This is a genomic window from Sediminibacterium goheungense (genome assembly GCF_004361915.1).
In the GTDB taxonomy this organism is placed as follows: Bacteria; Bacteroidota; Bacteroidia; order Chitinophagales; family Chitinophagaceae; genus Sediminibacterium; species Sediminibacterium goheungense.
This window is the reverse complement of record NZ_SNWP01000012.1, coordinates 236,074-250,276: the sequence shown is the minus strand read 5'-3', so window position 1 is coordinate 250,276 and position 14,203 is coordinate 236,074. Positions and strand designations below refer to the sequence as shown.

Sequence of the window (14,203 nt, the reverse complement as noted above, 5' to 3'; positions counted from 1 at the left end):
GGCAGGCATGAAAAAGAATATCAAGTGGCAATTGGCACAGAAACTGGAATATGCGTGGTGGAAACGTTATCTCCGAAAAAAAGATCCTACCGCCTATTTACAATATAAAAAAGCATACTGGCTTCGTATGCTGGATACTTTACAAGACAGCTGCCAGCTAGCCGACCATGAAACGATTCTTGATGCAGGATGTGGTCCGGCAGGCATTTTTATGGCCCTGGAAAAACATGCTGTAGTAGCACTTGATCCACTGCTCGACTTGTATAATAACCTGCCCCATTTCAATAAGAAAGCATATCCATGGACATCATTTGTACAAACGCCCCTTGAATTATTGACAGATGCTGAAAAATACGATCGTATTTTCTGTATGAATGCCATTAACCATGTAAATGATATCAAAACATGTTATCATCGTTTATTTGATGCATTGAAAAGTGGCGGCACCCTTATTCTTTCAACAGATGCGCATCGATTTTTTTTATTGAAAAAAATATTCCAATGGCTACCTGGTGATATGTTACACCCAGTTCAGTTAAGTATTCAGGAATATGAGCAACTGCTGCGTGATACAGGATTTCAGCTCCAGAAAAGCATTTTATTTAAAAATGCAGGTATTTTCAATTACTATATTTTGATTGCAAAAAAGTTTTAATCAAAAAGCCTGTTCATACAAAACATGAACAGGCTTTTTATTTTTATTTCCGGCGAAGATACTTACCACTTAATCGTAGCATATCCTTTTAACTGATACGTTGTAATGGTCGTTAGTGCAGAAGTTGCCACGCCTATACCCGGTGCAAGCGTAGATGGATCAATTCCTCTTTTTTTAAGTGTTTGTCCACAAACCACAATTTTCACCCCTGCATCCAATAATGCTTGAATCATCGGGAGATTGGGGTTGTCGGTTTTATACCTTGCACGATAGGCTTCATTATTTAAAACGGTATAACCTGCTGCATTGTGCACAGCCATTACCATATTGATTTTTTCTTTAGGCACACCTCCTACACCATGTAAGTTCAATAATGTACAGGCTGCTTCAATACCCAGGTTAATGGTATCAGGTTTACTGCTGGCCATTACAAGGTCTACCAGTAACTTATAATTGAGTTTTGGATCTGGTTTTTCAACCGCATCCGGAATTTCGTATACCGGACCAAAGTCTTTGATAATCGGGTTTACTTTGTTATCCTGTGCCTGGGAAAATGAAACAGCAACAACTGTAAGAATGAATAATACAATCTTTTTCATGATAGTGATTTAGCGCTTACAAGATATTATAAGTTCTTTACTTCGCATTACCATTCATCATCTCCCCCCCCTTTCTTTGCAAAACTGCATATGGATGCATGTATGCTACCGAAAATTGAAAATACTATTTCCCGAATTTCTTTTTAAGTGCATGTAACGCATCATTTACACTCATCGCCGAAAGGTCCTCTGCCTTTTTTGGCATCATTCCTTTAGGTTTCGAAGACCTGTTACCCTGCTGCCGCTCTCCTGAGGCTTCTTCAGTTTGTTTGATAGAAAGGGCGATACGCTTACGTGGTATATCCACTTCCAGAATTTTCACCTGCACTTTCTGTCCCAGTTTTAAAGCTTCGCCAGGATCACTGATATAGCGATGAGCGATTTCACTCACATGCACAAGTCCATCCTGCTTTACGCCTATATCAATAAATGCGCCAAAACGGGTGAGATTGGTTACCATACCCGGTACAATCATACCTACCTGAACATCTTCAATTTTATAGATCTGTGCAAATTCAAACTGCTCCAGTTCGTTACGGGGATCAAGTCCCGGCTTTTTTAATTCATTCAGAATATCACGGAGTGTCAGTTCACCAAACTGTTCAGTTACATATTTTTTAGCATCGATTTTAGCTACCAATGATTCATTTCCGATCAGTTCCTTAACGTCAACCTCTAAATCAGCTGCCATCTTTTCTACAATGGGGTACGCTTCCGGGTGAACCGCACTGGCATCCAGTGGATTGGCACCATCTTTTATGCGAAGAAAACCTGCACATTGTTCAAATGCCTTTGAACCCAGACGCGGCACTTTTAATAGTTGCGACCTGTCTTTAAAACCACCCAGTTCAGTCCTGAACCGAACAATATTATCGGCCATGCTTCCTCCGATACCACTTACATAAGCCAGGAGGTGTTTGCTTGCTGTATTGAGGTTAACCCCTACTGTATTTACACAACTTACAACAGTTTGATCCAATCTTTCTTTCAAACGGAACTGATTCACATCGTGTTGGTATTGACCTACACCAATACTTTTCGGATCAATTTTCACCAGTTCAGCAAGTGGATCCATCAGTCTTCTTCCGATACTTACAGACCCCCTAACTGTGACATCATAATCCGGAAATTCTTCTCTTGCGGTTTCTGAGGCTGAATACACAGAAGCACCATCTTCATTTACCAGGAAGACAGGCAAGCCCAGGTTTAATTTTTTAATAAACTGTTCCGTTTCCCGGCCCGCAGTTCCGTCGCCGATGGCAATGGCTTCTATAGCAAACTGCGCCACCAGTTTTTTTATTTTATGCTCACTTTCATATATGCGGTTATTCTCGTGCACATAAATCAGATCAGTAGTCTGTAAATCACCTTTGTTATCAAGACATACCACTTTACATCCGGTTCGGTAACCCGGATCGATGGCAAGAATGCTTTTTCTTCCCAAAGGTGCACTCAACAATAACTGACGCAGGTTTTCCGCAAACACAGTTATGGCTTCCTCATCAGCTTTCTGTTTAAGTGCGGTTCTGAATTCTGATTCAAGACTGGGTTGCATTAGCCTCCGGTATGCATCACGAATGGCTTTTTTAAGATGCTCGGACCATGGGTTCATGCCTTTTATGTACTGTTGTTCTAACAGGTATAGTGCATCTTCTTCCTGTGGCGCAATACTCATTCGCAGGATACCTTCGAGAAAGCCTCGTAAAATGGCCAGTATACGGTGCGAGGGTATTTTATGTATGGGTTCAGAAAAATCAAAATAATCTTTGTATTTAATGCCCTCTGTTTCTTTATCGGTTAATACTTTACTCTGTATCAGTGCCGTATCTTCAAACAGTTTGCGCATTTTGGCACGGAGGTCGGCATTCTCATTAACAAGTTCAGCAATAATATCTCTTGCACCCTGTAAAGCTTCTTCTGCTGAGCTGATTTTATCATTTATGTATTTAGCAGCTTCTACAGCAATATCATCGGGCTGCTGGGCAAGCATCATTTCGGCCAAAGGTTCCAGTCCATTTTCTCTGGCTGTTTGTGCCTTTGTTTTTCTTTTGGGTTTATAGGGCAGATAAATATCTTCCAGTGCAGCAATGGTAGCAGCTGCATCTATTTTCTTCTGCAGATCCTCGGTCATCTTACCCTGCTCAGTAATCGCTTTTTCGATAAAGCTTTTCCGTTCCGTAAACTCTTTTAAAAACTTCGCCTCATCCTGTATCTGTTGTATCTGTACCTCGTCGAGTCCTCCGGTTTTATCCTTTCTGTATCGCGCAATAAATGGGATTGTTGCGCCTTCCTCAAACAAATCCAATACTGCTTCTACCTGTACTACCCGCAGGTTCAGTTTAGCAGCAACCAATGGTGCAAAATTCGACATATCCGATTTCCTTTTAAAGTTTTTAAGGGCAGCGAATGTAGCAGGAAAAAGGGGGTTAAAAAAAAGATGTGGATAAGAGTTTGCGGAAGTCCGTCCTTCCTTCGTCAGGATGATCGGAAGCCGGATAGACCAAAATTCCGAAGATCATTTTTGCTTCGGTATTTCTCCCGAACTTTCCAGCTTCCGGTCTTTCCGTCATCCTGACGAAAGAAGGAAGGACTATCTAAGCAATTTTGATCACTTTAGCGGGATAACGTTCTGTAAAATTGCGGATCATGGACCGGATGACTTCATTTTCCGGATAAGAGGTCAGTTGCTCCTTCAGCAGATCCAGTTCTGCCAGTGAGATATCTTCATCCGGAGTACCCATCCCGTAAAACACCCCGTTTTCCACCAGTACACAGGCGCTTTTATCACGGATAATAAAGGTCTCCTTTTGCTCCAGTGTCCATTGAACGGCCTGCTTTATTTTTTCGTTGTAACTGTCTACTTCCGGCCATTCATTTTGGGTTGTCAGATCCAGGAAACAGAGCGCAGCATTCAATTCGAAATTTTTCACCAGTTTCCATAACATCCTGTGCGCATCTGTTAACAAAGCGAAGGACATAATGGGCTGTAAATATTTTCTTTTTTTATCGATGGCCAGCCGGAGGTACCCCCGATTATCTTCGAACATAAAAATACCCCATACCTGCTCAAACCGTTTCTGGCTTTTATTATGCGCGGGCCAGAGTCTTTTGATTTCAACACTTTCAAAAAGAGAGGCAACAAATTCTGTAGGACATTCCACATGTGATATCCTGTGTACAGTACGAAGTAGCTCCTGCCTTTTTTTACTGAGATCCAGTCCGGTAAAATGACTAAGTACTCTTTTCTTGAGGTTCTTTGCCTTGCCTACATAGATTACTTTATCTTTCTGATCATGGAAATAATAAACACCCGGTAACTGAGGCAGGTTTTGCACCTGTTGTTCAGGGAGGTGTGCCGGGAGGGTCTGGCTATGATTATCTCTTTTGAGCAGTTCTTTAATCAGCCGCATACCGTTATTCTGTAAAACCAGATCCAGTATCTGTGCTGTAGCAAGGGCATCGCCACCCGCTCTGTGCCGGTTGGTAATTTGAATATCCAGTTCACGGCAAAGATGGCCTAACCCGTATTTTTTGAAACCGGGAAATACCTTTCGTGATAGCCGGATGGTACAAAGCTTTGATACATTCAATTGATAACCTGCCTGTTGCAAATGATACTTCACAAAAGAATAGTCAAAGTTCACATTATGGGCCACAAAAACCCTGTCTTTGAGGAGGTTAAAGATTTGTGGTGCCACAGCTGAAAAAGAGGGCGCCGCCGACACCATTTTATCTGAAATCCCCGTCATATTGGCGATATAAGGTGGAATAGGCTGATGTGGATTGATGAGCGTTTCATATTTCCCCTCAACTTCCGCTCCATTGTGTAAAACGATCGCGATTTCCGTCATCCCATGCTGATCTGGAAAGCCTCCGGTGGTTTCAATATCTACAATTGCAAACTGCATAAATAAGGCTTGTAAATTCGGCAATAATTTCATATCTTACAAACAAAGAATTAATTACCCCCCTTAGCCTCGGAATTTATCGCCAGCCTGGTTATCCGTTCATGACACAAATATCCTCCTGAAAGACCGTAAACCTTTTTACGTACCCAAACCTGCTTGCCATGTCTAACACAAAATCACAGTTTCACCTGAGTGAAAACGCACGGAATGCCGCTATCGTAGCCCTTATTCTGGTTGTAGTGGTTGTTATTTCCTATTTAGAGTGGAAAGGTCGTGCCTGAGAGTGATGCTCAGTAACTTTTTATGATGAACTCCGTAATACCTGTGCTGTATTACGGAGTTTTTTGTCTGAAAATGCCTCCCTGAATTGTAATATTTCCCGCCGGTTGTCGACCTATAAAAAAAGTTCTGCAAAAACTGTAACCTAAAGTCTTAATAAACGTTAGGTATAATTAACAATGATTAACCTGTTATTACCAGATACAGGTTTAGTTTTGCACCAGAAAACAACTGACATGAAGAATATTTTGCTGATCTGCCTGCTAATAGCTTTTACCGCCTGTAGTGGTACCCAGATCCGTAGTTTTTGTAAGAATACCGGTAAAAAAATTGCCAGTTGCTGTACCTCTATGAGCATACAGAAAAAGAAGGCACTGGTTGCAGGCACTAACACAGATGCAACGGATGAGAAACCTGTTCGCTACCAGACACCAGCAGCCATTTCTTTGCTGGAATGGAACGAAGCGGTTCATGTTTGGTAGTTACCTGAATAACACCCTACCCTATACCCCAAACCACGCCTGCGTGGTTTTTTTATACCTATTCTGTTCTGCCCCCGGTTTTTCGTAAGTTTGCAACCCGTAAAAAACAGGATCAGGCATGGAATTGAGCAAGAATTATATACCCGGAGATATTGAAACCAAATGGTATGCACATTGGTTACAAAAAGGTTATTTCAACAGCACCCCCGATGAAAGGGAATCGTTTACGGTGGTGATACCTCCCCCCAATGTTACCGGCGTATTGCATATGGGCCATTGCCTGAACAATACCATTCAGGATATCCTGGTACGTCGTGCACGCATGCAGGGAAAAAATGCCTGTTGGGTACCTGGCACCGACCATGCATCGATTGCCACCGAAGCAAAAGTGGTTGCCATGTTACGCGAAAGAGGCATTGCTAAATCAGCTATCGGCCGTGAAGAATTTCTGGGTTATGCATGGGAATGGAAAGAAAAATATGGCGGCATTATTCTGCAGCAGTTAAAGAAAATGGGCTGCAGCCTCGATTGGAACCGTACTTCTTTTACGATGGATGAAGCTTATTATCAGTCGGTAATACAGGTATTTGTAGATCTGCATAAGAAAGGACTGATTTACCGCGGTAAACGCATGATTAACTGGGATGTGAAGGCCAAAACCGCATTGAGTGATGAAGAGGTGATTTATAAAGAAGTCCAGAGCAAGCTCTATTATATACGTTATCAGATTGCAGAAACTGACGAATACATTACCATTGCAACTGTACGCCCTGAAACCATTTTAGGAGATACTGCCATCTGTGTAAATCCGGATGACGAACGCTATAAAGCATTTCATGGTAAATACGCTATTGTGCCTTTAATCGGTCGACGTATTCCTATCATCGCCGATGAATATGTTACGACTGATTTTGGTACAGGTGCGCTGAAGGTTACGCCTGCACATGATATGAATGATTACCAACTGGGGCAGAAATATAACCTCGAGGTAATCGATACCATGAATGATGACGGCACCATGAGTGAGGCCGCACAGTTATATATTGGTGAAGACCGTTTTGAAGTGCGTAAAAAAATTGTACCTGAACTGGATACAAAAGGGCATATTGTAAAAATTGAAGACTATACCAATCAGGTAGGTTTTAGTGAAAGAACGGATGCGGTTGTAGAACCGCGTCTGAGTCTGCAATGGTGGGTTAGTATGAAAGAACTGGCAGTGCCTGCCCTGAATGCTGTTATGAATGAAGAAATCCAGTTTCACCCTGCCAAGTTTAAAAACCTCTATCGCCACTGGATGGAGAATATCAAAGATTGGTGCATCAGCCGGCAGCTTTGGTGGGGCCATCGCATTCCCGCATGGTATGCCCCCGACGGACGCTATGCGGTAGCTGCCACAAAAGAAGAAGCTTTTTCACAACTCAACTCCATTGACCATTCACCATTCACCATTGACGATCTCTGTCAGGATGATGATTGCCTCGATACCTGGTTCTCCAGCTGGCTCTGGCCCTTTGAAGTATTCAAAGGATTATCGGATCCGGGTAATGCAGAAGTAAAATATTATTACCCGACTAATACATTGGTAACAGCCCCTGAAATTATTTTCTTCTGGGTGGCGAGGATGATTATGGCGGGTGAGGAATACATGAAACAGATTCCTTTCAAAAATGTGTATTTCACAGGTATTGTAAGGGATAAGCAGGGCCGTAAAATGAGTAAGAGCCTTGGCAATTCACCAGATTTATTGGCGCTGATTGATCAGTATGGCGCAGATGCCGTTCGTTTTGGTATCCTCATCGCTTCACCGGCCGGTAATGATATTTTATTTGATGATACGGCTTTGGAACAGGGCCGCAATTTCAACAACAAACTATGGAATGCCCTCAAACTGATCAAGAGCTGGGAATCACGTATTGAAAAAACAGCATCTGCTGCACAACATAAACAGCCTTCTTCTTTTGCTACGGAATGGTTTGCATCGCGCCTTAATCAAGCAAAACAGGAAGTAGAAACACTGATGCAGCAGTTTCGACTGAGTGAAGCATTGAAGACCTTATATTCTTTGATATGGGACGACTTCTGCAGCTGGTACCTCGAGTGGGCCAAACCTGGTTTTGAGCAACCCGTTGATGCCGAAGTATACGAAAAAACCGTTGCGTACTTTGAAGAAATGATGCAGCTGCTCCATCCCTTCATGCCCTTTATCAGTGAAGAGATTTATCAGTTATTAAAGGCGCAGTCAACAGACCTTTGCATCAAGCAGCAATCTCCTGTTGGCACCATTAATAGTGATATTCTTGAGGCGGGAGAATTACTCAAAAAAGTAATTTCTGCACTTCGTGATGCCCGTAACAAAAACCAAATCAAACCCAAGGACCCGATTAAGCTGCATATTGAAACCGCTGATCAGGTTCCTTACAGAAATATTATCGGTATTCTTTCCAAACAGGCCAATGCAGAGAGTATTGATTTTGAAATAGCTGTCACCACCAATATGATTGTAGTGGCCGTGGAAAAAGACAAGTTTTTTATTGAAACAGAAAAACAACTGGATACCTCAGCTCTTAAAGCAGAACTGCTGAAAGACCTTGATTACCAGAAAAATTTCCGCGACAGTGTAATGAAGAAATTGAGCAATGAACGTTTTGTACAAAATGCAAAACCAGAAGTAGTTGAACTGGAACGCAAAAAAATGGCCGATGCGGAAGCCAGGATCAAAAACATAGAAGAAAGTTTGGCCAACCTATAAGAACAGTTACATGAAAAAGTGGAAGAATATTACCAACACAACAAAAGCCATACGCAAAAAATGGCTTTTGTTGTGTATAGTCATGTGCTTTGCGGGTACACAAATATTATATGGACAAGCATCATGGGAGTTAAATTTGCTTCGAAACATCAACCCTATGCATCCTGCGGGAACGGTATGGGATGGCATTTCCACTACGGCCAAACCCATCAGCGTACTCATACCTGCCGGTATTATGACAGCCGCTTTGATAAACCATGATAAGAATAGCAAGCAAAAAGCTATTGAAATAGGTGCCAGCATTTTTATATCAGCTGCTACCACCAGTATCATGAAGCAATTGGTGAAGCGTGATAGACCTGCGAATGTGTATGCAGATATTTATCCGGATAAACCTGACAATGGATACGCTTTCCCTTCGGGGCATGTATCTGTAAGCTTTGCAACAGCGGCTTCTTTATCTATTCAATATAAAAAATGGTACATAACCCTACCGGCTTATCTCTGGAGCACCAGTGTAGCCTATTCACGATTGTACCTTGGACAGCATTACCCTTCAGATGTACTGATGGGTGCTGCAACCGGTATTGGCAGTGCCTATGCCTCACATTGGCTGAATAAAAAACTCTTTCACAAAAAGTAATACTGTAAACATGCAAAGCGCATTGGTAATAAGAACCGCCGTACCGGATGATATTGCCCTGATACGTGAAATTGCCGAAGAAACCTGGCCCGTAGCTTATGGGAATATCATTTCAGCAGAACAAATCAGGTATATGTTGGATATGATCTACAGTGATGCCGCTTTACTTGAGCAGATTGCAAAAGGGCATCAATTTTTTATTGCAGAATATAACCAGCAGCCTGTTGGATTTGCTTCGGTTTCGAATGAAGGAGAAGAAGGTTGTAAACTTAACAAGCTATATATTCTTCCCACAGTGCAGAAAACGGGGGCAGGAAAGGCTCTTTTGGAAGAAGTCGTACACTATACACGATCGCAACAACATACCCGTTTATTTTTACAGGTAAATAAGGAAAATAAGGCGAAAGATTTTTACCATAAAATGGGGTTCAGTATTGAAAAAGAATACCGACTTGATATTGGGAAAGGCTTCATTATGGATGATTATATTATGTCGAAATCTGTGTAAGCACCTGATTACATAACCGGAGACTCATCCTATGAATCCAAATTGAACTATAACAGATGATTGCAAGCCTTACCAGACAGATCTTTACAGGTTAAAATAAGTAGCTATTCGGCTGTATGCAGACTGAACTATAAAACTACGTTAAACAACTTTTCGTAAATATGCAGACTGTCTTATATTACATCTAATTATGAAAGTGTTCTGCATGAGAAAAATACTGCTGCTTTTCATATTATTAAGTAATTCACAATCCAATGCACAGGTTCAGCGACCTGATAATGCTACCGCTTTATACGAACAATTAAAAACAGCCAGAGGAGAGCAAAGGGCTGCACTCCTGCTCCAGTTGGCAAGAATTGAATTTCCAAGACAGCCAGATCAGTCCATGGCTTTTACGCAGGAAGCTTTAACCATTTATCGTGAAGGCAATAATGAAAATGGCCAAACAGATGCCATGTGTGCACTGGCCAATATGTATCGCAGGAAAAACAACCTGAGTCTTGCTTATCAGTTTGATTCGCTCAGCTATACGCTAGCCAAAAAAAATAATTATCAGAGAGGCATTGCTGAAGCTTCTTTGAATTTAATACCAGGCTATGTAAGATCTATGGAAATGCAGAAAGCCCTCTTGTCTGCCAATGAAGCCCTTGATGCCGGCAAAAGAGCGGATCTGGACAACAGGATCATGGCGAATATCTTTATCACCCGTGGCAATATTTTTATGCAGATGAAGGAAATTGACCGGGCTACAGACGACTATGAAATGGCATATGATTTGGCTGAGAAAATAAATGACGAAATAAGTAAACAAAGAATACTGGCTGCTATGTCTAACGCATCCAGGATGGCCGGCGACAAAGTTGCCTCCCTGGATCAGATACTCAGGTCGATTAAAATGGCCGAGAGATTACAGGACAAATCTACACTTCCCAATCTATACCTGGCGGCAGGTAATACTTACAGCTCATTGAATAACACTTCAGAAAGCCTCAGTTATTATAAGAAAGCTTTTGGTTTACAGCAGAACATATTACAGCCTGTCGTGAAAATGTCGATACTGGGTAATATTGCCAGGTGTTTTATCAGGTTGAAGGAATTTGATTCTGCATCCAGCTATAGTGCCTTACGACTGAATATTGCCACTTCTATTAAAGACTCGTCGGCAATTGCTGCCAGCTACATTGATCTAGGGGATATTGCCAGCACCAAAGAAAATCATTTACTGGCCATTGATTATTACCAACGGGCCATAGCAATTTATGATCCAAAAAAACAGGCAACTGAAATATCCAGGGCATACAACGCACTTGCATCAGCACATCTTAATATCAGACAGTTTGCAAAAGCAGAAGATTATTTATTAAAAAGCTATGCTTTACAATCCAAAACCGTAGACAAAGGAACCAAAAGATACACCGACTATCTGTTAAGTAAAGTATACGAGGAAACCGGTGAAATGGATAATGCCCGCCGTTTCAGGAATGAATACCTGGCATTTGGAGGCGAAAATAGTAATGCTGAAACCGAATTAAAAATCAATAAGCTTCAATCTGAATTTGAAATCAGTAAAAGAGAAGATGCTCTTGCACTGGCAGCCAAGGAGAAAGAGTTGAAAGACTTGCAGTTAAAAGAAACCAAGCTCAGGTTATGGACATCGGTTGCTGTGATAGGTCTGTTATCTGTTACAGCCATTGCCATGTATAGAAGTTATCGCCAGAAAAAGAAAACGGCACTTGAACTGGCACAGAAAAACCAACGAATTGAAACCTTGCTCAGGGAACTGCACCACCGGGTAAAAAATAATCTTCAGGTTATTGGCAGTGTGCTGAATTTACAATCGCTTAAACTTACCGATTCGAATGCGCGGTCTGCTATAGAAGAAGGTAAAGCAAGAGTGGAAGCCATGAGCCTGCTTCACCAGAAAATGTATATGGATGAGAACCTTCGGGCCATCAACATAGAAGAATATATTACTTCACTTTCCTTCATGCTGGCAAATAGCTTTGGTTACGATAAGTCGATTGTGCAAACCCGTATTGCATTACGTTCCAAAAATATGGATGTAGATCTGGCCACACCATTGGCCCTCATTATAAACGAACTCATTACCAATGCTTTCAAACATGCTTTTGTGCAGGTAGAAAATCCTTTATTAACCATTGAACTTACGGAGGATACAAATGATGGAACCGTCTCCTTAACGGTACGAGATAATGGAAAAGGTATTAACCTGTCGGCTGTTTCATCCGCCTCTTTTGGTTTAAAACTGATCCGTACTTTTGTACAGCAATTGGGAGCAACCATGGATATTTCAATTAATAAGGGATCCGTATTTAATATATCATTCCATACTGCCCAATAGCTTCCTGTATGACAGAAATGAAGATATTGATCATAGAAGATGAGTTAGTAGTTGCAGAAAACATTGCCGCTGTACTGGAACAGCAGGGTTATCATATTGCAGGTATTGCCGATAGGTCTACCACGGCCATCACGCTATTTAAAGAAACAAAACCCAATCTGATTATTTGCGATATCCATATTAAGGGGAAGCTCAATGGTATTGAAACGGCAAAAGCCATAACAGCTCTTGAACCTGTTCCCTTTTTATACCTTACGGCCTATTCAGATGAAGCTACCCTTTCTGAAGCTGCCACAACCGACTTCGAAGCTTACCTACTCAAACCCTTCATACCGGCACAACTAACCGTTGCCGTAAAGCTTGCCATAGAAAGATTCTATACAAAACTCCCACAAAAAACCAGGCTTGCCTTACCGGGAAAAAGGGAACTGGAAATACTGGAACTCATTGCTTCGGGCAAAAGCTCTGCTGAAATTGCCGATCAGCTTTTTCTCAGTGTTCACACCGTAAACACGCATAGGAAAAACCTCATGAATAAATATGACGCACAAAGCAGTGCAGAACTAGTTGCCCTGGCCCACAAGCAGGGATGGATTTCATAAATCTATACCTTAACTTAAAAATGCCATGGTTCATTATCCTGCAAATTCAATATATGGGTCCGGTGTTATCAAATATTATATGCTTATCCGTAAAAACTACATAATAATTGTTTTCTTCATTGTGTCGATTTGTTCAGTTTTCAACCACTGTCCTTTACATGCACAAAAAATTCTGAAATATGTACAACAAAATGCAAGGCAGATTTCAAGTATCCGGATTAACGATACTGATTTTACTGATCTGGAAGCAATAGGCGATGCCATCGGAGATGCAAGAATTGTATCGCTGGGAGAACAAATGCACGGAGATGGTAGCAGTTTTGAGGCAAAAGGTAGAATAATCAGATACCTACATGAAAAAAAAGGATTTAATGTGGTAGTCTTTGAATCAGACTATTTCGGACTTACAAACGGATTTGAAAAAATACCAAAAACGAAAGATAGCCTACGCAGGTTTATTTACCATAACCTGGCCGGTATGTGGTCGTGGTGCGACGGTGCAGCTCCTTTTCTGTATGATTATATCTATCAAACGCAATCAACTCCATCTCCAATTATATTAGCTGGTATGGATTGTCAGATACAAACACCCTATTCATTTACTTACCTGAAACCAGCCCTAGTAAAAGCATTAGAAAAAATTTCAGTTACAAAAGAAGAAAAATATCTAGCAGCATTAGTGGTCGAAAATTTGAATAGTATATTTTTCGATGGTAAGAAGGCAGATACTTCCTCATGCAAAAAAGGAAAATATGCATTGGAACAATTAATTGATGCAAATGCTAATGTAAAAAGTCTATCACCTGAGGAAAAAGTAATTATAGATAATGTACTGTCGGCTTATCGCAATATTCTTCCATTTCTGCTTCAGCAAAAAGAAAGAAACTATACAATACGTGACCGGCAAATGTTTGAAAATCTGCTATGGTTATTAACACACAAATATCCTAATGAAAAAATGATTGTATGGGCTCATAATGCTCATATAGCGAAAAGGATGATTGATAAAAAGGAACCAGCTGATACCATGCTTGGACATCTATTAGGCGATACTACTGTTAACCCGAACAAATACTACGCAATCGGATTTACTTCTTATGAAGCTACTTCTTCATGGACAACACGTCCCGACCTTTTCACAATTGCAGAATCGCCCACCAAAAAAAGTTTTGAAACGCATATTCCCGCTAAATGGGATTATGCCTTTACAGACTGGCATAACTGGAACAATCATCATAAGCAAAACCTTTCTTTTTATATGAAAGGCTCTCTCCCAGCCAATCAACATAGAAATGCCTACTACCCCTGGCAAAAAGCTTTTAATGGGATATTCTTTATTAGAAAAATAAAAGGATGTAAAACAATTGCCCCCTGAATTCTTTCCTCTTTTTTTTGAAAATTACATTTTATACATTT

Annotated in this window: 11 protein-coding genes; 8 read left to right on the top strand and 3 right to left on the bottom strand. The window is 41.1% G+C overall.

Annotated elements, in window-relative coordinates:
• The first annotated feature begins 7 nt into the window (after positions 1-7).
• Entirely contained in the window at positions 8-655 is a 648-nt protein-coding gene (locus BC659_RS13620; protein ID WP_133475348.1) for a class I SAM-dependent methyltransferase, read from the top strand.
• 62 nt (positions 656-717) lie between these two features.
• On the opposite strand, the gene BC659_RS13615 is transcribed toward BC659_RS13620, so the two are convergent.
• From BC659_RS13615 to BC659_RS13605, 3 genes are all read right to left on the bottom strand, one after another.
• On the bottom strand, positions 718-1,254 hold the full coding sequence (locus tag BC659_RS13615; RefSeq protein WP_133475347.1) for a DsrE family protein: 537 nt from the start codon (positions 1,252-1,254) through the stop codon (positions 718-720).
• A 124-nt stretch (positions 1,255-1,378) separates the two neighbouring features.
• Entirely contained in the window at positions 1,379-3,625 is a 2,247-nt protein-coding gene (locus BC659_RS13610; RefSeq protein WP_133475346.1) for a Tex family protein, read from the bottom strand.
• A gap of 223 nt (positions 3,626-3,848) precedes the next feature.
• Positions 3,849-5,162, bottom strand: a complete 1,314-nt coding sequence (locus tag BC659_RS13605) for an exonuclease domain-containing protein (RefSeq protein ID WP_133475345.1) — start codon at positions 5,160-5,162, stop codon at positions 3,849-3,851.
• A gap of 515 nt (positions 5,163-5,677) precedes the next feature.
• On the opposite strand from BC659_RS13605, the gene BC659_RS13600 reads away from it, so the two are divergent.
• The 7 genes from BC659_RS13600 to BC659_RS13570 all read left to right on the top strand — a co-directional run bounded on the left by BC659_RS13600 (position 5,678) and on the right by BC659_RS13570 (position 14,162).
• Positions 5,678-5,923, top strand: coding sequence for a hypothetical protein (locus BC659_RS13600; RefSeq protein WP_133475344.1), 246 nt, complete (start codon positions 5,678-5,680; stop codon positions 5,921-5,923).
• A gap of 118 nt (positions 5,924-6,041) precedes the next feature.
• Positions 6,042-8,672: a valine--tRNA ligase gene (locus BC659_RS13595; protein WP_133475343.1), complete on the top strand. Its 2,631-nt coding sequence runs from the start codon at positions 6,042-6,044 to the stop codon at positions 8,670-8,672.
• Positions 8,673-8,682: 10 nt separating this feature from the next.
• Positions 8,683-9,315, top strand: a complete 633-nt coding sequence (locus tag BC659_RS13590) for a phosphatase PAP2 family protein (RefSeq protein WP_133475342.1) — start codon at positions 8,683-8,685, stop codon at positions 9,313-9,315.
• Positions 9,316-9,325: 10 nt separating this feature from the next.
• Positions 9,326-9,823, top strand: a complete 498-nt coding sequence (locus tag BC659_RS13585) for a GNAT family N-acetyltransferase (protein ID WP_133475341.1) — start codon at positions 9,326-9,328, stop codon at positions 9,821-9,823.
• Positions 9,824-10,028: 205 nt separating this feature from the next.
• Entirely contained in the window at positions 10,029-12,185 is a 2,157-nt protein-coding gene (locus BC659_RS13580) for a histidine kinase dimerization/phosphoacceptor domain -containing protein (RefSeq protein WP_162847439.1), read from the top strand.
• Positions 12,186-12,193: 8 nt separating this feature from the next.
• A complete protein-coding gene (locus BC659_RS13575) occupies positions 12,194-12,787 on the top strand; it encodes a response regulator transcription factor (RefSeq protein ID WP_133475339.1) in 594 nt (197 codons plus the stop codon).
• A 79-nt stretch (positions 12,788-12,866) separates the two neighbouring features.
• A complete protein-coding gene (locus BC659_RS13570) occupies positions 12,867-14,162 on the top strand; it encodes an erythromycin esterase family protein (RefSeq protein WP_211340787.1) in 1,296 nt (431 codons plus the stop codon).
• Positions 14,163-14,203 lie beyond the last annotated feature (41 nt).

Bases quoted from the DNA above. Each gene is read 5' to 3' on its own strand.
- BC659_RS13575 (WP_133475339.1), top strand. From the start codon at position 12,194: ATGACAGAAATGAAGATATTGATCATAGAAGATGAGTTAGTAGTTGCA.
- BC659_RS13615 (WP_133475347.1), bottom strand. From the start codon at position 1,254: ATGAAAAAGATTGTATTATTCATTCTTACAGTTGTTGCTGTTTCATTT.
- BC659_RS13590 (WP_133475342.1), top strand. From the start codon at position 8,683: ATGAAAAAGTGGAAGAATATTACCAACACAACAAAAGCCATACGCAAA.
- BC659_RS13610 (WP_133475346.1), bottom strand. From the start codon at position 3,625: ATGTCGAATTTTGCACCATTGGTTGCTGCTAAACTGAACCTGCGGGTA.
- BC659_RS13600 (WP_133475344.1), top strand. From the start codon at position 5,678: ATGAAGAATATTTTGCTGATCTGCCTGCTAATAGCTTTTACCGCCTGT.
- BC659_RS13605 (WP_133475345.1), bottom strand. From the start codon at position 5,162: ATGCAGTTTGCAATTGTAGATATTGAAACCACCGGAGGCTTTCCAGAT.
- BC659_RS13585 (WP_133475341.1), top strand. From the start codon at position 9,326: ATGCAAAGCGCATTGGTAATAAGAACCGCCGTACCGGATGATATTGCC.
- BC659_RS13570 (WP_211340787.1), top strand. From the start codon at position 12,867: ATGCTTATCCGTAAAAACTACATAATAATTGTTTTCTTCATTGTGTCG.
- BC659_RS13595 (WP_133475343.1), top strand. From the start codon at position 6,042: ATGGAATTGAGCAAGAATTATATACCCGGAGATATTGAAACCAAATGG.
- BC659_RS13620 (WP_133475348.1), top strand. From the start codon at position 8: ATGAAAAAGAATATCAAGTGGCAATTGGCACAGAAACTGGAATATGCG.
- BC659_RS13580 (WP_162847439.1), top strand. From the start codon at position 10,029: ATGAGAAAAATACTGCTGCTTTTCATATTATTAAGTAATTCACAATCC.